Genomic DNA, 18,469 nt, shown 5'->3' with positions numbered 1-18,469 from the left:
CGTCATGACGGCCTTGCAGACCAAACTCTGGCGCGACCTGAACAGCTTGCGCGCTCAGGTGGCAACGATAGGGCTGGTGGTGGCGATTGGCGTGGCCGGTTTCGTCGGCATGTTTTCGGTTCATCAGTCGCTGCACCAGTCGCGCGACGCCTTCTACCGCGAAAACAGCCTGGCCGACGTGTTCGCCAGCGTGCGGCGTGCGCCGCTGCCGCTGGGTCAGCGCTTGGCGGCGCAGGACGGCGTGGCCCAGGTCAAGCTCGAAGTGGTGTTTGACGCACAACTCGACCTGCCGGGTGTAGAGTCGGTGCTGACGGGCCGCTTCATTGGTCTGGCGCTCGATCGGGCGCACGCCGATCGCCAAGGGCTCAACGCACTCACCCTCAAGAGCGGGCGCTGGCCCGAGCGCGGTGCGGCGCTGGAGGCCGTGGTCAGCGACCGTTTTGCGACGGTGCGCGAACTGAACCCGGGTGACACGGTCTACGCCATGCTGGGCGGGCGCCGCGAGCGCGTGCACGTGGTGGGCACGGTGGTCTCGCCCGAGTATGTGTTTGCCGCGCGCGGTGCGCTGCCCGACGATCAGACCTTTGGCATCTGGTGGATCGACGACGAGGTCATGGCCAGCGCCTTTGGCATGCAGGGCGCGTTCAATCAGGTCGCGTTGCGGCTGACGCCCGACGCTGCGCTGGCCGACGTGTTGCAGCGGGTTGACCGCCTGTTGCGGCCCTACGGGTCGGTCGGGGCGATCGGGCGCACCGACCAGCTCTCGGCCCGCTTCGTCGAAGACGAGATGGCGGCGCTGCGGGTGATGGGAACGGTGTTGCCGTCGATTTTTCTGCTGGTCTCGATGTTTGTCCTCAACGTCGTGCTCAGCCGCCAGGTGAGCACGCAGCGCAGCCAGATCGCCGCGCTCAAAGCGCTGGGCTATCCTGATACCGCCATTGCCTGGCACTACATGCAACTGGCCTGGGTGATCGCCGGTCTCGGGCTGGCCGCCGGGCTGGCGCTCAGTGTCGTGGTTGGGCGCTTGATGCTCGGTTTGTACGACGAGGTGTTTCGCTTCCACGCCTTGACCTACGTCAGCAGCGGCGGGCTGCTGGCGGCGGCCAGTCTGATCGTTTTGGGTGCCGCCACGCTCGGGGCCTGGAGCGCCGTTCGCGCCGTGCTGCGACTCAGGCCGGCACAGGCGATGCAGCCTGCCACGCCGCCGGTCTACCGGCCCACGCTGATCGAGCGCCTGGGTTGGGGCCGCCGGATCGGCACGCGCGCGCTGATGGTGATTCGCCAGTTCGAGCAGCGCCCGCTGCGCGCCACCTTCACCGTCGCCGGTCTGGCGCTGGCGGTGGCGCTGCAAATTTCGGGCGCGTTCTGGCTCGACACCATAGCGCACATCATGGACATGCAGTTTCGCCAGGTGCAGCAAGGTGATGTGCTGGTCAATTTTGACCGCCCGCTGCATCCTGGCGCGGTGCGCGAGCTCAAGCAACTGCCCGGCGTACTCGACGCCGAACCCTACCGCGTCGAACCGGTGCGCCTGCGCCTGCGCCAGCGCAGCGAAGACAGCGTCCTGCTGGGGCTGCGCAGCGACGCGCAACTGCTGCGGCTGGTGGACGAGCAGCGCGGCCCGCTGGCGCTGCCGCCCGACGGCGTGGTGCTCAGCAGCTTGCTGGCGCGCGCGCTCGGGGCGCGCGTGGGCGACCGGCTTGAGCTGGAATTTCGGCTCTGGTCGCAGGTGCGCACCGAAGTGGTGGTGGTCGACGTCGCACAGACCCTGCTCGGCCAGCAGCTCTACATGAATCTGGAGGCGATGAACCGGCTCGCGCGGGACGGCGAGGGCATCAGCGATGCGGCGCTGCTTGTCGATCCGCAGGCCATGAGCGCGTTCTGGGCCGCGGTCAAAACCTCCCCGGTCATCAATGCGGTGTTCGACAAAGCCGGCGCACGCGCCGCCTTTGAGCAAGTCACTGCGCGCAGCATGGCGGTCTTCAGTGGCATTCTTACGCTGTTTGCAATCGCGCTGGCGGTCGGCATCACCTACAACGCGGCGCGCATTTCGCTCTCCGAGCGCGCCTGGGAACTGGCCAGTCTGCGCGTGCTGGGAATGACGCGCGCCGAAGTCTCGCAACTGCTGCTGGGCGAGCTCGGTGCCGAGTTGCTGGCGGCGCTGCCGCTGGGGGCGCTGGCCGGCTGGGGCTTGGCTTGGCTGCTGATGGGGCTGATGGCGGTCGAGCACATCGACTTTCCGGTCGTGATCGAGCCGTCCACCTACGCCTCGGCGCTGCTGATCGTGCTGGCCGCAGGCGCCATCAGCGCCTTGCTGGTGCGCCGCCAGATCGATCGGCTGGATCTGGTTGCTGTTTTGAAGGTACGCGAATGAACGACGGAAAAACAAGCCTGAGCCGGCGCCGGCGCTGGTTGCTGCTGGCGCTGTTGGGCGCGCTGGTCTTGCTGCTGGTGCTGGCGGCGTACTGGCCGCGCGCGCTGGTGGTTGAAGTCGCCAGCGTGAGCCGGGGTGACTTCGAGCGCAGCATCGAAGAAGACGGCAGCTTGCGGCCGCAGCAGCGCTACCTCATCACGGCACCCAGCGCGGCCCAGTTGCAGCGCCCCGTGCTGCGCGTGGGCGATCCGGTGCGCAGGGGCGACGTGGTGGCCCGCCTGACGCCGCTGGCCGCGCCCTTGCTCGACGCGCGCACGCGGCTGATGTTGCAGCAGCGCGTGGGCAGCGCCGACGCCGCCCGCCGTGCCGCTGCCGCGCAGGTGCAGCGGCTGCAAGCGGCGCTGGCGCAGGCCAGCGCGGACGCCGAACGTGCGCAGCGCCTGGCGCAGGGCCACTTCATTGCCGCCGCCGCGCTGGAGCAGGCGCGGCTGGCGCAGCAGGCAGCGCAGCAGGCGCTGGCAGCCGCGCAGGCCGAACAGGCCATGGCCGAACACGCGCTGGCCGAGGCGCGCGCCGCCCTGCGCGGCGACGATACGGCCGCAGCAGCGCCGCCTGCACCGGGCTGGACCTTGCGCAGCCCGGTCGACGGCCAGGTGATCAAGCTGCATCTGCAAAGCGCTGCCGTGGTCGCTGCCGCGCAGCCCTTGCTCGAACTGGCCGACTTGCGCGCCCTGGAGGCCGTGATCGAGGTGCTGTCGCAAGAGGTGGGTCAAATCCAGGTCGGCGCGCCGGTGCGGCTGTCATTCGGTCGCACCGCTGCGGACGTGCCGGGTCGGGTGCTGCGCATCGAACCAGTCGCCGTGACCCGGGTCTCGGCGCTGGGGATAGCGGAGCAGCGCGTCAACGTCATCGTCGGTCTGGACGCAGCCGCGCCAAGCACCGCCAGCCTGGGCGACGGTTTCCGCGTCGACGCCCGCATCACCGTGGCCGCGCAGCCAGGCGTGCTGCTGGTGCCTACCGCTGCCTTGCAGCGCGGTGCGGCGCAGTGGCAGGTGCTGCTGCTCGAACAAGGCCGTGCGCGCGCCCGGGTGGTGCAGGTGCAAGACCGCAACGCCGAGCAGGCGTGGATTGCTGCTGACCTGGAGCCTGGTCAGGCTGTGCTGCTGTTTCCGGGTGACATTCAAGACGGCCAGCGGGTGCGCACGCGCGCGCCAGCGCGCTGAGGAGGCGCTGAAAAATCCGGCTCAGGAATTTGCGGTGTTTGAGCGCCCATGCGGCGTTGGATGTTTCCGGACACGGCTGCAAGGCCGGCCCCTGGGCTGCATTTCATTCGGTGCAGGCCGCGCCCTCAAGGGCCGGATTCGGGTCCAAGGTCAGCAGGCGGCTGCGCAACACGTCGGTCGCGTGCGGGCCCAGCACGCTCAGGCCCAGCACACGCTTGCCATCCGGGACGCTGAGTACTTTGACCCAGGTCTGCGCCTGCGGGCCAGCAGGCGCATCCGGCGCGTCCAGCACAAACTCGCGCAGCGCCACCGAAACCCCTTGTTCCTTGGCTGCTTGCTCGGTCAGGCCGGCGCGTGCCAGTTCGGGGTCGGTTCCGATGCGGCAGGCAAACAGGTGTTCGTCGGCCCGCAGCGGATGGTTCTCATCCAATAGCACCTGCAGCAGCGCGCCCCAGCTCCGCTGCGCCGCAGTGCCGCCCAAGGGTGTGCCAGCGGCCGCTTCGCTGGCCACGTAGACATGCGGGCAAAGGGCTTGCAGACAGGTGTTGCTCGGCAAACGCAGTGAAGTCGCCATGCCGAGCGCTTGCAGTCCGTGGTCTGGAAGCAGCGCCAGCCGGCCCAGGGCGCAGACGAGCTGGTCGAAAACGATGCGACGCTGCCCCCCGGCGTGTTCGAGCTGCAAGGTTTTTTCTTCGCCCTGGCGCGCGCAGCGCAAGGCCTGGTGCTGCAGCAGCACCTGCACGCCGTCGGCCAGCAAAGACGAAAACACCCGTGCGGCCACGTCCTCGTCTTCGTGCGCCAGCAGGCGCGTGGCCTGCTCGACCAGCGTGACCTGCGCGCCCCGGCGGGCGAAGGCCTGCGCCAGCTCGCAGCCGGTCGGGCTGCCGCCCAGCACCAGCAGGCGCTGCGGCACGTGCTCGGGCGCGGGCACGGCAAGGCTTTGCCAGAGCGCGTCGCTGTCGGTGCAGCCAACGTCCTCCAGCCCGGGCAGGTCTGGCAGCACCGGCTGCGTGCCGGTGGCAAAGACAATGCTGCGCGCAGTCAAGCGCCGGCTGCCGCCAGCACGCAGAGCGACGTGCAGCGTCCAGGGATTGAGCAGCTTTGCCGCACCCTGCAACAGCTCCACGTCCGGGCCTGTGCGCTGCGGCATTGGCTGCAGGCACGCACCGCCTGCGGTGGGCGCCGGCACAACCCGTGTCAGGCGAACGCCGGCTTCGACGCAGGCGCTCTCCAGGCCGGTCAAGCCAGCACCGATGACGACCAACTCACGGTCAAACGCAGTCGGCCGCGCGCTGCGTCGGCCCAGCCAGCGCAGGCTTTTGCGCAACCTCGAAAGAGCTCGGCGCGCCAGCAGGGGAAACAGGCCCAGCAGCAGCAACGAGCCGAGCAAGGTGGGACTGAAAATATCCTGCGCTGTATCGATGCGGGCGAGTTGCGTGCCGACGTTGACGTAGACCACGGTGGCGCCCAGCATGCCGATTTGACTGACCCAGTAATAGGTGCGGGTTTTGATCTGCGTCAGTCCCATCGCCAAGTTGATGATGAAAAAAGGCAGCACCGGAATGATGCGCAGGCTAAACAGATAGAACGCACCGTCCTTGGCGATGCCACGGTTGATGTGGAGCAAGCGCTTGCCAAAACGGGCCTCGATCAGGTCGCGCAGCACGAAACGGGCGCTCAGAAAAGCCAGCGTGGCGCCGACGCTGGAGGCGAACGAAACCAGCACCACACCCCAGAGCAGGCCAAAAATGGCGCCGGCGGCCAGGGCGAGAAAACCCACTCCGGGCACCGACAGCGCTGCCCCCAGCGCATAGATGACGAAAAAACCCAGCGCCACCGTCAGCGGCTGTTCGGCGTACAAAGCGGTGAACGTGGCCTGCTGTTGCTGGAAATAAGCCAGACTCAGATAGCGGTCCAGATCGAACGCGAAAATGGCGCTCAGGCCCAGCAGCATGGCCAGCAGCAGCAAGGTTTTGCGCTTATCCAAGGGGGATCCGTGCGCGGGTGGCCGCTCTCAATAGCGGCGTTTGGCAGAGAGTTCTTCGAACAGCTCGCGGTAAATGCGGTAGCGGCATGCGCTGATCTGGGCCGCCGCATCGACCGCCTGGCCCACGCCTTGCACGCGCTCGCGCACCGCGCAGCCGGGTTCGTGCAGGTGGCTGCAGTTGTAGAAACGGCATTGGCCCAGCGCGGCGCGCAGGTCGGGCATCAGGTGCGCCAGTTGCATCGGCTCGATCTGGTTCAGGCCGAATTCCTGGAACCCGGGCGAGTCGATCAGGGCCGTGCGGTGCTGCGCGTCGCTCCAGTACCAGGTGGTGCTGGTGGTGGTGTGCTTGCCGGCGTTGAGGGCGCGCGATATTTCGCCCGTGAGCGCGCGCGCGTGCGGCACCAGGCGGTTCACCAGCGTGCTCTTGCCCACGCCCGAAGGGCCGAGCACCAGGCTGGTTTTGCCGTCCAGCAGATGTTGCAGCGGCACCAGCCCGGCGTCGCTGGGGGCGGCGGTGTCGCCTTGGAGTTGCAGCGGCAGCACGGCGCAACCCATGCGGCGGTAGGCGTCGAGCCGCTCCCAGGCGCGGGAAAAATCGGCTTGCAGATCGCTTTTGTTGAGCACGATCAGCACGTCGATGCGCTCGGCTTCGGCTGCGATCAGCGCACGCGCGAGTTGGCTCTCGGAAAACTCGGGTTCGGCCGCCAGCAGCACCAGCACCAGGTCGAGGTTGGCGGCAAACGACTTGGTGCGCAACTCGTCTTGCCGGTACAGCAGGTTGCGCCGAGGCAGCACTTGTTCGATGCTGCCTTCGTCGCCGCTGGCCTGCCAGCGCACCAAGTCGCCTACCACCACCTGATTTTTCTTGCCGCGCGGGTGGCAGATGCGGCGCTGCCCGTCGGGGCTCTCAACCAGGCAGTGGCGACCGTGGGCGGCCACCACCAGGCCGTTGCTGGGCGGGGTGAGCGCGCTGGGCAGGGCAGGGGTTGGGCCGGGGCGCGGCATTCAACCTAACCTAAATCCGGCAGGTGAGCGCCTTCGTGGTCAAATGAGTGTGTGTTCATGGGTGTTTCCAGCGGGAACGGCGCGGTCAACTGCCGGATTTAGGTTCAGTCCTTGAACAGCGCGTCCACCGCAGCCGCGCACGCAAAGTCGCGCACCGTGATGCCAGCCGGTTCGTGCGTGACCCAGCGCACCGTGCACCGCTGCGGGCTCAGGTGCAGCGTCGGGTGGTGGTCTCGGCGCTGGGCGATCCAGGCCACGGCGTTGGCCAAGGCCATGCCGTGCTCGAAGCTGGCGCAGGCAAAGCCTTTTTCCAGCGCGCCGTCGATCAGCCGCCAGCCGTGCGCGACGGCGCCGTTGAGCTGGGTCAGCCGGGTCACGATCTCGGTCGGGGTGAGCGCGCGCAGCGGTGCAGGGCTGGGGTGCATGGCGGGTGGGGCGGTTCAGCAGGCCGGCGCGGCCCGCAGGCGGGCCAGCCGCTCGCTGGCGCTCGGGTGCGAATAGTAAAAACGCGCATACAGCGGGTCGGGCGTGAGCGTGCTGGCGTTGTCCTGGTAGAGCTTGAGCAGCGCGCTGGCCAGGTCGGCGGCCTGCGTCTGGGTGGCGGCGTAGGCGTCGGCCTCAAATTCGTGCTGACGCGAGAGCTGCGCCAGCAGCGGCGAGAAGAAAAACGTCAGCAGCGGCAGCGTCAGCAAAAACAGCAGCAGCGCCAGCGCGTCGTTGGGCGCGTCCATGGACGGCGTGACCCCCAACCCGATGTAGAACCAGGCTTGAGCCGAGAGCCAGCCCAGCAGGGCAAAGCCCAGCAGGCTCAGGCCAAACAGCAGCGCGATGCGTTTGACGATGTGGTGGCGCTTGTGGTGGCCCAGTTCGTGCGCCAGCACGGCTTCCACTTCGGCCGCGCTGAGTTGGCGCAACAAGGTGTCGAAAAACACCACCCGCTTGGCGGCGCCCAAGCCGGTGAAATAGGCGTTGGCGTGTGCGCTGCGCTTGCTGCCGTCCATCACGAACAAGCCCTTGGCGGCAAAGCCGCAGCGCTGCATCAGCGCACTGACTCGGGCTTTGAGTGTTGCATCGGGCAGGGGCTCGAATTTGTTGAACAGCGGCGCAATCAGGCTCGGGTAGATCAGCAGCGCCAGCAGGTTGAACGCCATCCACACGCCCCAGGCCCACAGCCACCAGGCCGGGCCGGCCGCGTCCATCAGCCACAGCACCAGCGCGGCAATCGGCAGCCCGAGCAGCGCGCCCACCAGGCTGCCTTTGAGTAAATCACTCAGCCACAGCCCCAGCGTCATTCTGTTAAAGCCAAAGCGCTCTTCGATGCGAAACGTCGCCCACCAAGCCAGTGGCAGCGAGAGCAGGCCGCCGATCAGGGCGAACGCCGCCAGCAACGCGAGCTGCTGCAGCATGCCCGCACCCAGCGCCGCCAGCAGCGTCTGGTTGAGCCAGTTCAGGCCGCCGAGCAATGTCCAGCCCAGCAGCAAGGCGCTCGAGAGCAAGAGCTCGAGCAGGCCAAAGCGGGTTTTGACGATGGTGTAGTCGGCCGCCTTTTGGTGCGCGCCGAGTGTGATGGTGTCGGCAAACGCGGCCGGCACGGCGTGGCGGTGGCGCGCAACGTGGCGGATCTGGCGGCTCGCCAGCGCGGTGCGCACGACCAAGCCAAGCGCCAGCAGGGCGCAAATGAAGACGGAAAAAAGCATTGCGGGGTTGTCCATGTGGGTGAGTCTATCCAACACCGTGCTGGCGTGCGCATGCGGTGCGGGCATCGGTGAAAATCGACGCATGAACGACACCCAAACACCCTCCTTGATGCTCCCTGAGGCGTCAAAAATTGCAGACGCGCCCGTGCTGGGCAAAAGCGATCAGAACCTGGTCTGGATCGACTGTGAAATGAGCGGGCTCGATCCAGACAAAGAATTTTTGCTGGAAATCGCAATCGTCATCACCGGCCCGCAACTGACGCCGCGCGTCGAAGGCCCGGTGCTGGTGATCCACCAGAGCGAGGCCGTTCTCGATGCCATGGACAACTGGAACAAGGGCACGCACGGCCGCAGCGGCCTGATCGACAAGGTGCGCGCCAGTCGCACCACCGCGGCGCAGGCGCAGGCCGAGTTGCTGGCATTCATGGCCCGCTACGTGCCCAAAAACAGCAGCCCCATGTGCGGCAACACGATCAGTCAGGATCGCCGTTTTTTGCTCAAATACATGCCCGAGCTGGAAGCCTATTTCCACTACCGCTGCCTGGACGTGAGCACGCTCAAGGAGCTGGCCAAGCGCTGGCGACCGCAGGTCTATGACGCCTTCAAGAAGCAGCAAAAACACACCGCGCTGGCCGACGTGCACGAGTCGATCGACGAGCTCGAACACTACCGCACGCATTTTTTGCGATGAAGGCCGCCGCCTGGTTTTGCCGCACCCGGCGTTGCGGCTTTGCCCGCTGAACGCGGGCTTCGAGCGCGATCTGGAGCCGGTCTATAATCGCAAAAATAGAACGACCGTTCGTTTTATCGGGTCTGCGACCGAAAGCAAGCCGGTTGCGCTCGAGCATACACTTCCCCTTTTGACGTTTGCGTCAATCGAATGCGTCACTTCGCTTCACCCTCAGCAACCAGCAGGAGTCAGCCAACATGAAGGTCATCGTCCCCGTCAAGCGCGTGGTGGACTACAACGTCAAGGTGCGCGTCAAGAGCGACGGCAGCGGCGTGGAGCTCGCCAACGTCAAAATGAGCATGAACCCGTTTGACGAGATTGCGGTCGAGGAGGCGGTGCGGCTGCGTGAAAAGGGCGTGGCGACCGAGGTGATTGCCGTCTCTTGCGGGGTGGCGCAGTGCGCCGAGATCTTGCGCACCGCGATGGCGATTGGCGCCGACCGGGCCATTCTGGTCGAAAGCAGCGAAGACTTGCAGCCGCTGGCGGTGGCCAAGCTGCTCAAGGCGCTGGTCGAGCGCGAGCAGCCGGGCCTGGTGATTCTGGGCAAGCAGGCAATTGACGACGACTGCAACCAGACCGGCCAGATGCTGGCCGCGCTGGCCGGGCTGCCGCAGGGCACGTTTGCCTCCAAAGTCGAAGTCGCAGACGGCCGCGTCAGCGTCACGCGCGAGGTCGACGGCGGGCTCGAAACCCTGAGCCTGAGCCTGCCCGCCGTCGTTACCGCCGACCTGCGCCTGAACGAGCCGCGCTACGTCACGCTGCCCAACATCATGAAGGCAAAGAAAAAACCGCTCGACACCCTGAGTCCGGCCGCCCTGGGCGTGGACGTGGCGCCGCGCATCAAGACCTTGCGGGTGGCCGAGCCGCCCAAGCGCGGCGCCGGCGTGAAAGTGGCCGACGTGGCCACGCTGGTCGAAAAACTCAGGAACGAAGCCAAGGTGATTTGACAGCCACCAGCGTCTGGCCGGTGGCGCTGCGCGCCGCCGCACAAGCGTCAAACAAAGCTCAACTCAGGAACGCCCTCATGACCGCACTCGTCATTGCCGAACACGACAACAACTCCATCCGGCCTGCCACGCTCAACACCGTCACCGCCGCCGCCCAGTGCGATGGCGTGGTGCACGTGTTGGTGGCGGGACACAACGCGGGCGCCGCAGCGGCCGCAGCAGCCCAGATCGCCGGCATCAGCCAGGTCATTCACGTCGACGCCGAGCAGTTCGCGCACGGTCTGGCCGAGCCGCTGGCCGAGCAGGTGCTGGCCTTGGCCGCGAACTACAGCCACATTTTGTTTGCCGCCACCGCCAGCGGCAAAAACGTCGCGCCGCGGGTGGCGGCACGGCTCGATGTCGCTCAGGTCAGCGACGTCACCAAGGTGTTGAGCGCCGACACCTTCGAGCGCCCAATCTACGCCGGCAACGCCGTTGCCACCGTGCAGGCGCAAGACGCGGTCAAAGTCATCACCGTGCGCAGCACCGGTTTCGACCCGACGGCCGCCAGCGGCGGCGCTGCGGCAGTGCAAACAACGCCGGCCGTGGCCGACGCTGGCCAAAGCCGTTTCGTCGGCAGTGAGATCGCGCAAAACGACCGCCCCGAACTGACCGCGGCCAAGGTCATCGTCTCCGGTGGTCGGGCGCTTGGCAGTGCAGAAAAATTCAACGAAATCATCGCGCCGCTGGCCGACAAGCTGGGCGCGGCCCTGGGCGCCAGCCGTGCTGCGGTGGACGCCGGCTACGCGCCCAACGACTGGCAGGTCGGGCAGACCGGCAAAATCGTCGCGCCGCAGTTGTATGTGGCGGTTGGCATCAGCGGCGCCATTCAGCATTTGGCCGGAATGAAAGACAGCAAAGTCATCGTGGCCATCAACAAAGACCCGGAGGCGCCGATTTTCTCGGTCGCCGACTACGGTCTGGAGGCCGATTTGTTCAGCGCTGTGCCCGAGTTGATCCGCACCTTGTGAGTCATCGCCAGCCTGGGCATCGTTCGCCATGCCCGGGCCACATCTGCAAGTTTTCACGGAGCCGAACCCATCATGAGCTACACCGCACCTGTCAAAGACATGTTGTTCAACATCGAGCATCTGGCGCGCATCGACCAGGTCAGCCGCCTGCCGGGTTTTGAAGATGCCGGGCTCGAAACCGCGCAGGCCGTGCTGCAAGAGTGCGCCCGCTTCAATGAAAACGTGGTCGCGCCGCTCAATTTCGAGGGTGACAAAAACCCCTCCAGCTTCAAAGACGGGCAGGTCACGACCACGCCCGGCTTCAAAGAGGCGTACCGGCAGTACACCGAAGGCGGCTGGCAAGGCTTGCAGCACCCGAGCGCATTTGGCGGCCAGGGTTTGCCCAAGACGATTGGCGCGGCCTGCGGTGAAATCCTCAACGCAGCCAACCTGAGTTTTGCGCTGTGCCCGCTGCTGACCGACGGCGCGATCGAAGCCCTGCTGACCGCCGGCAGCGACGAGCTGAAGGCGCGCTACCTGGAAAAACTGGTCAGTGGTGAATGGAGTGGCACCATGAACCTGACCGAGCCGCAGGCCGGCTCGGACTTGGCCGCCGTGCGCTGCCGCGCCGAGCCGCAGCCCGATGGCAGCTACAAGCTGTTTGGCAGCAAAATTTTCATCACCTACGGTGAGCACGACATGGCCGACAACATCGTCCATCTGGTGCTGGCGCGTGTCAGCGGCGCGCCCGAAGGCGTCAAGGGCATCAGCCTGTTCGTGGTACCCAAGTTTTTGCCCAATCCGGACGGATCGCTGGGCTTGCGCAACGACGTGCAGTGCGTGAGCATCGAGCACAAGCTGGGCATCAAGGCCTCCCCGACAGCGGTGCTGCAGTTCGGCGACGGCGTGGCTGCGGTCTGCGGCGGCGGCGCCGGCCCGGGCGCGCTCGGCTACCTGGTGGGGCAGGAAAACCGCGGCCTCGAGTACATGTTCATCATGATGAACGCGGCGCGCTACGCCGTCGGGGTGCAAGGCATTGCGGTGGCTGATCGCGCCTACCAAAAGGCGGTGCAATACGCGCGTGACCGCGTGCAAAGCCGCCCGGTCGACGGCAGCGCCAAGACGGCCGTGTCCATCATCGAACACCCCGACGTGCGGCGCATGTTGATGACCATGCGCGCCTTGATCGAGGGCTGCCGCGCCATGGCCAGTGTGGCCGCTGCTGCTTACGACGCCGCGCACCACCACCCGGATGCCGACGCGCGCCAGCAAAACGCCGCTTTTTACGAGTTTTTGGTGCCGCTGGTCAAAGGCTACAGCACCGAGATGAGCCAGGAAGTCACCAACCTGGGCGTGCAGGTGCACGGCGGCATGGGATTCATCGAGGAAACCGGTGCCGCCCAGTATTACCGCGACGCCCGGATCTTGACCATTTACGAAGGCACCACCGCCATTCAGGCGAACGACCTGGTGGGCCGCAAGACCGCGCGCGACGGCGCCGCGCTGGCGCAGTCGATAGCGGCGCAAATCGAGCGCACCGAAGCCGAACTGCAACAACAAGGCGGTGCCGATGCGCTGGCGGTGCGCCAGCGTCTGGCAGCGGCGCGCCTGGCCTTTGTCGAGGTGGCGCATTTCGTTGCCGACAAGGCCCGCAGCGACCCCAACGCCGCCTACGCCGGCAGCGTGCCCTACCTGATGCTGGCCGGCAATCTGGTGGCGGGCTGGCAGTTGGCGCGCGCGCTGCTGGTGGCGCAAAAAGAGCTGGCGGCCGCGCGTGAGAGCGACTTCATGCAGGCAAAAATAGTCACGGCGCGTTTTTACGCCGACCACATTCTGAGCCGGGCGCCGGGTTTGCGCGATGCGGTCGTCGATGGCGCGCCATCGGTGATGGCGCTGGCAGTGGAATCGTTTTGAATGAAAATCTGCAGCAGGCCATGAGCGCACCCGGTCGCTTTTTGCCAGCCGCGCTGGCCCAGGTCAAGTTTCCCGTCGTTGGTGCGCCGCTGTTCATCATCAGCACACCGGCCTTGCTGATTGCCCAATGCAAGGCCGGCGTGGTGGGTGCCATGCCGGCGCTCAATGCGCGACCGGCGGCGCAGTTGGACGACTGGCTGGCCGAAATCACCGAAACCCTGGCGGCGCACGACCGCGCCCACCCGCAGCAGCCGGCCGCGCCGTTTGCCATCAACCAGATCGTGCACAAAAGCAACGACCGGCTCGAGCAAGACCTGCAGGTTTGCGCGCGCTACCGGGTGCCTATTGTCATCACCAGCCTGGGCGCGCGCGAAGACGTGAACCAGGCGGTGCACGGTTGGGGCGGGGTGGTGCTGCATGACGTGATCAGCAACGTGTTTGCCCACAAAGCGATCGACAAAGGCGCCGACGGCCTGATAGCGGTTGCCGCCGGAGCGGGTGGCCACGCCAGCGTGAAAAGCCCGTTTGCCATGGTGCAGGAAATTCGCGCCTGGTTTGACGGTCCGCTGGCGCTGTCGGGCTCGATCGCCTCGGGCGGCGCCATTTTGGCAGCGCAGGCCATGGGGGCCGATTTTGCCTACATCGGCTCGCCCTTCATTGCCACCCCCGAGGCGCGCGCAGCCGACGCTTACAAGCAAATGATCGTGCAAAGCGACTCAGACGACATCGTCTACAGCAATTTCTACACCGGCATTCACGGCAACTACCTCAAGGGCAGCATCCGAAACGCCGGCATGGACCCGGACCATCTGCCGCAGAGCGACCCGAGCAAAATGAATTTCGCAGGCGGCGCAGACGCCAGCACCGCCCGGGCCTGGAAAGACATCTGGGGCTGCGGCCAGGGCATTGGCGCGATCCATGAGGTGCTGCCCGCGGCCGATTTGATCGCGCGCTTGCAGCGCGAATACGCGCAGGCCAGGGCGCGGCTGTGCGCGGGCTGAGCGGTGTTCGTGCGTGCGCCGCCTTTTCTTCCTGCTGAACACCCGGGGTGAACACCCCGGCCCGTGATCACCCTGGTGAGACTTTCGACCGGCTCCGTGCGAACGCAGCGGTGGACGATCTGACGGGCCTGCGCCAGCCGCCCCGCTTAAACTGCTCCTCCCACACGGCCAGCACACGGACGAAGACGCGATCATGCAGGGACAGCTATTCACACAAGATTTCCTGACCCGCGGGGTCTTGGAAACACCGCCTTACCAGGAACTGACCGACGCGGCGTTTGCGGCGTTCACAGCGGCACTGCACCGCATATTCAGCGGACTCGACAGCGCCTCCACCATCAACGAAGCGCAAACCGAGGCCCTGGTCATCAACAAGGTGCTGGTCGAACTGGGCTGGGCTGAGGACTTCCTGCCGCAAGTCAACCTGTCCGGCAAACGCCGCGAAGACGTGCCCGACGTGCTGCTGTTCGCCAACGCTGCGGCCAAGGCCACGGCCTTGCCGCTCAAGGACGACCAGCGTTACCGGCACGGCCTGGCCATTCTGGAGGCCAAGCGCTGGCTGCGCCCGCTGGACCGGGGCGACGCCAGCGAAGCCCACGACCCCGACGCACCTTCATCCCAGATGCTGCGTTACCTGAGCCGCGCCGACGTGGTGTCGGACCGCGCCGTGAAGTGGGGCATGCTGAGCAACGGCGCTGTCTGGCGCCTCTACTGGCAAGACGCCCGTTCCCGCGCAGAAGAGTTCTTTGAAGTCGATCTGTCGGCCGCGCTGGGCGTACCCGGCATACAGCACGAGCTGGACGAAATCGCCCCCGAGCACGCGCTCAGGCTCTTTTTCCTGTTCTTCCACCGGGTCGCGTTCCTGCCCCAAAGCTGGGACGACAGCGGGCGCAGCTTCCATGCCTATGCGCTCAACGAAGCGCGCCTGTACGAAGAAAAGGTGTCGCATGACCTGGGCGAGCGCGTCTTTGGCGATGTGTTTCCCCGCCTGGCCGATGCGCTGGCGCGCGGCGACCTGCACGCCACCAGCCACGAGGTCGGCTACGGCCAGTTCAAGCGCCCCCAGTTCAACAGCGAATACCTCGACGAGGTGCGCGAAGCCGCGCTGGTGCTGCTCTACCGCCTGCTGTTTCTCTTCTACGCCGAAGACCGCAACCTGCTGCCCGTGCGCGACGAGCGTTACGCGCCCTACAGCGTGCGCCGCATCCGCGAAGAGGTGCGCGACAAAGTCGATCAAGGGGCGTCGTTTTCCAGCACGATCGGCCACATTTGGTTGTCGCTCAAAGGCGCTTTTTTGCTGATTGATAAGGGAGATGACGAGGTGGGCATGCCCGCCTACAACGGCGGCCTGTTCGACCGCGCACGCGCGCCGCTGCTGGAGCGCACCAACGTGCCCGACAAAGTGATGGCGCCCATCATCGACGCGCTCTCGCGCCGCCGCCCTTCGACAGGCTCAGGGTACTCGGAGTCCACCTGGATCAACTACCGCGATTTGTCTGTCTCGCACCTCGGCGGCATCTACGAACGCTTGCTGGAATACAGCCTGGTGCACGAAGTCCAGGCGCGGGACGACTACAAAGACAAGCCCGAGATCAACCGCCTGATCGCCACACCCGCCAGCTTTGCGCGCAAGCTCTCAGGCAGCTACTACACGCACGACGATCTGGTGCGCCTGATCCTGCGCGAATCGGTGGGCCTGCTCGCGGGCGAAAAAGCCGCTGCCTTCGAGGCGCAGATCAAGAAACTCGCCAAGAAAACCGCGATGAACCCCGGCGACTGGGATGCGCTGGACGCCAGCGACCCCGCGAGCCAGATCCTGGAGCTGAAAATCTGCGACCCCGCCATGGGCAGCGGCCACTTTCTGGTGGCCCTGGTGGACGACCTGGCTGACCGCATTCTGGAAGCCATCACCAGCGCCACCCTGCGGGTGAACGAACAACGCTGGGCAGCGCACCTGGCCGAAGCTGGTCGGCCCTGGCAAAGTCCGGTGCTGCAACGCATCGCGGCCATTCGCAGCAGCATCAAGAAAACCGCCAAGCACCACGGCTGGGCCGTCACCGACGCACAGCTCGACGACCGCCACATCGTGCGCCGCATGATCCTGAAGAAGTGCATCTTCGGGGTGGACAAGAACCCCATGGCGGTGGAGCTGGCCAAGACCGCGCTCTGGCTGCACACCTTCACCGTGGGCGCACCGCTGAGCTTTCTGGACCACCACCTCAAGATCGGCGACAGCCTGCACGGCGAGCAACTGCCCACCGTGCAGCGCGGCCTGCAACAGCTCGGCGCGCTGCTGCTGCAAACCGAGTTCGACCGCCTCGCCCTGGCCTCCATAGCCATGGCCCAGGTGGCCGACCTCACCGACGTGGACATCGGCGAAGCCGAACTCTCCAAGCAGCTCGCCACCGAGGCGCAGGCCCAGCTCGCGCCGCTGCACGCCGTGCTCGATTTCTGGCGCGCCCTGCGCTGGCTGGTGCCGGGCTGGCCGGTGGAGAAGATCAGCCAGCTTCCGCGTTTGCTCAAGCTGCCCCAAGACGCCGAGCAAGCCAAGGCGGAAATCGCTGCGGGCAAGCACCCGGAATACGCCGGTCTCATGCGGCTGCTGGACCCGAACCACAACCTGGTCACGGTGCTGGCCGCTGGGCGACTCGATGGCAACGACCCGGCCACCGCGGCGGCCAACACCCTGATGGACCGCGCCCGCGCGCTGGCCCAGCGAGAAACCTTTTTCCACTGGTGGACCAGCTTTCCCACCGTGTTTGGCGGTAGCGCTGCGGGTTTTGACGCGATCATTGGCAACCCGCCCTGGGACCGCATCAAGCTGCAAGAGGTGGAGTGGTTTGCCGAGCGCCTGCCCGCCATCGCGGCGCAGCCGCGCGCCGCCGACCGCAAGCGTTTGGTGGCCGAGTTGCAGCAGAAAAGCTCGCCGCTGTGGGCGCAGTACGCACAGGCCACCGAGCGCGCCGAGGCCAATGCCCGCGTTTTGGGCAATGGCAAGTTGGGCAGTGGCGACTACCCGCTGCTCGGTGGTGGCGACGTGAACCTCTACAGCCTGTTCGTGGAGCGCGCGCAAGCCCTGTGCGCGCCGCAGGGCGTGGTGGCTCTGCTCACGCCCAGCGGCATCGCGGCCGACAAAGGCGCGTCCGCCTTCTTCCGCTCCCTCAGTGGCAGCGGGCGCCTCGGTGCCCTGTTCGACTTTGAGAACCGCAAGGGATTCTTTCCCGATGTGGACTCGCGCTTCAAGTTCTGCACCCTGGTCTTCGGTGGTGCGCAGCGCGTGTTCTCCAGCAGCCGCTGCGCCTTTTACCTGCACCGCGTCGATGAGCTGGACGACCCGGCGCGCACGCTGACCCTCAGCGCCGACGACTTTGTGCGCGTGAACCCCAACACCGGCGCTGCGCCCATTTTCCGCAGCCGGCGCGACGCCGACATCACGCTGGCGCTGTACGCGCGCCACCCGGTGCTGGTTCGTCACGGAGGCGTGAGCGAGAGCCTGGGGCAACAACCCGACCACAAGGTCTGGCCGGTGAAGTACGTGACCATGTTCCACATGACCAACGACTCGGCCTTGTTCCTGAAACCCGTCGAGCTGAAGAAGCAGGGCTGGGTGAGCGCACCGCTGAACCGCTGGACCAAAGACGGCGCAGAAGCCGTGCCGCTCTACGAAGGCAAGATGGTGCAGATGTTTGACCACCGGGCGGCCGATGTGGTGGTGAACGCGAGCAACCTGCACCGCGCCGCGCAGCAGGAAGCCATTTCTCAGGTGGAGAAGGCCAGCCCAGACCGGTATCCCCAGCCTCAGTTTTTCGTGAAATCCGAGGAAACAGCGGCCCATCCGTGGGCCTGGGCTCTGGCTTTCAAGGAAATTTCCGCGCCGACCAATGCGCGCAGCATGATTGCCACCCTGATGCCCGGCGTTGGGTTTGGGAACAAGCTGCCGTTGTTGGTCCCGCAAGCAGACAGCGCTTCTGCCGCTGCCCAAATGGCGGCATTGCTGGCGGCCAATTTGAATGCCTTCGCGTTCGATTTTGTCTTGCGCCAGAAATTGCAAGGGCAAACCATCAATTTGTTCATCCTCGAACAACTGCCCGTCATCGCCCCGGAGCGCTTCGAGGCCAGCATCGGCGGCCAGCACATCGCCACCTTCATCCGCCAACACGTCCTGGCCCTGACCTACACCGCCCACGACATGGCGCCGTTCGCGCGCGACCTGGGGCACGTGGACGCGCAGGGCCAGGTGCTGCCGCCCTTCGTGTGGATTGAGGAAGACCGGCGCGAGCGCATGGCTTGGCTGGACGCGCTGTTCTTCCACCTCTACGGCATCGACGCCCAAGACGCGGCCTACATGCTGGACAGCTTCCCCATCGTGCGCGAGCAGGACATGAAGCTGTCTGGCCGCTTCCGCACCCAGGACAACATCCTGGCGAAGCTGAAAAACATAGCGGACGGCCAACTGGGGGTCGTCTCAGAAAACGTAAAAACTGTACGCTAAGCTGATGGCAGCGGCCGTGGCGTTTTGAACTTGCCTGTGCCGATTTTGGCGTTGCTGCGCCAGAGGCCGAGGCAGCCGACGCGGCACGGGAAATCAAGGCATGGCTGTTC

Annotated in this window: 12 protein-coding genes; 8 read left to right on the top strand and 4 right to left on the bottom strand. The window is 66.1% G+C overall.

Going from position 1 to position 18,469, the window contains the following annotated elements:
* Positions 1–4 precede the first annotated feature (4 nt).
* On the top strand, positions 5–2,374 hold the full coding sequence (locus EST26_RS03375) for an ABC transporter permease (protein WP_291065455.1): 2,370 nt from the start codon (positions 5–7) through the stop codon (positions 2,372–2,374).
* Complete coding sequence (locus tag EST26_RS03370) at positions 2,371–3,597, top strand: HlyD family efflux transporter periplasmic adaptor subunit (protein ID WP_291065453.1); 1,227 nt, start codon at positions 2,371–2,373, stop codon at positions 3,595–3,597. Before EST26_RS03375 ends, EST26_RS03370 begins: the two co-directional genes overlap by 4 nt.
* Positions 3,598–3,700: 103 nt before the next feature.
* Here EST26_RS03370 and EST26_RS03365 read toward each other — a convergent pair whose 3' ends face one another.
* The 4 genes from EST26_RS03365 to EST26_RS03350 all read right to left on the bottom strand — a co-directional run bounded on the left by EST26_RS03365 (position 3,701) and on the right by EST26_RS03350 (position 8,301).
* Entirely contained in the window at positions 3,701–5,584 is a 1,884-nt protein-coding gene (locus EST26_RS03365; RefSeq protein WP_291065451.1) for a bifunctional TVP38/TMEM64 family protein/FAD-dependent oxidoreductase, read from the bottom strand.
* A 27-nt stretch (positions 5,585–5,611) separates the two neighbouring features.
* A complete protein-coding gene (rsgA, locus tag EST26_RS03360) occupies positions 5,612–6,589 on the bottom strand; it encodes a ribosome small subunit-dependent GTPase A (protein ID WP_291065449.1) in 978 nt (325 codons plus the stop codon).
* Between the two features lie 104 nt (positions 6,590–6,693).
* Positions 6,694–7,014 (bottom strand): 4a-hydroxytetrahydrobiopterin dehydratase, encoded by a 321-nt coding sequence (locus EST26_RS03355; protein WP_291065447.1) that lies wholly within the window; start codon positions 7,012–7,014, stop codon positions 6,694–6,696.
* 15 nt (positions 7,015–7,029) lie between these two features.
* Positions 7,030–8,301 (bottom strand): M48 family metallopeptidase, encoded by a 1,272-nt coding sequence (locus EST26_RS03350; RefSeq protein WP_291065579.1) that lies wholly within the window; start codon positions 8,299–8,301, stop codon positions 7,030–7,032.
* Between the two features lie 94 nt (positions 8,302–8,395).
* Here EST26_RS03350 and orn point away from each other — a divergent pair, with 94 nt between their 5' ends.
* From orn to EST26_RS03320, 6 genes are all read left to right on the top strand, one after another.
* Positions 8,396–8,977, top strand: a complete 582-nt coding sequence (gene orn, locus EST26_RS03345) for an oligoribonuclease (protein ID WP_291065578.1) — start codon at positions 8,396–8,398, stop codon at positions 8,975–8,977.
* A 236-nt stretch (positions 8,978–9,213) separates the two neighbouring features.
* Positions 9,214–9,963, top strand: coding sequence for an electron transfer flavoprotein subunit beta/FixA family protein (locus EST26_RS03340; protein WP_291065445.1), 750 nt, complete (start codon positions 9,214–9,216; stop codon positions 9,961–9,963).
* Between the two features lie 77 nt (positions 9,964–10,040).
* On the top strand, positions 10,041–10,973 hold the full coding sequence (locus tag EST26_RS03335; RefSeq protein ID WP_291065443.1) for an FAD-binding protein: 933 nt from the start codon (positions 10,041–10,043) through the stop codon (positions 10,971–10,973).
* A gap of 72 nt (positions 10,974–11,045) precedes the next feature.
* Positions 11,046–12,866, top strand: coding sequence for an acyl-CoA dehydrogenase (locus EST26_RS03330; protein ID WP_291065441.1), 1,821 nt, complete (start codon positions 11,046–11,048; stop codon positions 12,864–12,866).
* 20 nt (positions 12,867–12,886) lie between these two features.
* Positions 12,887–13,867: a nitronate monooxygenase family protein gene (locus tag EST26_RS03325; protein ID WP_291065577.1), complete on the top strand. Its 981-nt coding sequence runs from the start codon at positions 12,887–12,889 to the stop codon at positions 13,865–13,867.
* A gap of 238 nt (positions 13,868–14,105) precedes the next feature.
* Positions 14,106–18,359, top strand: a complete 4,254-nt coding sequence (locus EST26_RS03320; protein ID WP_291065439.1) for a hypothetical protein — start codon at positions 14,106–14,108, stop codon at positions 18,357–18,359.
* The last annotated feature ends 110 nt before the right edge of the window (positions 18,360–18,469 follow it).

The organism is Hydrogenophaga sp. (genome assembly GCF_014773545.1).
Taxonomy (GTDB): domain Bacteria; phylum Pseudomonadota; class Gammaproteobacteria; order Burkholderiales; family Burkholderiaceae_C; genus Hydrogenophaga.
Note: the sequence above shows the minus strand (reverse complement) of the source record. Positions and strands in the feature narration are given on the sequence as shown.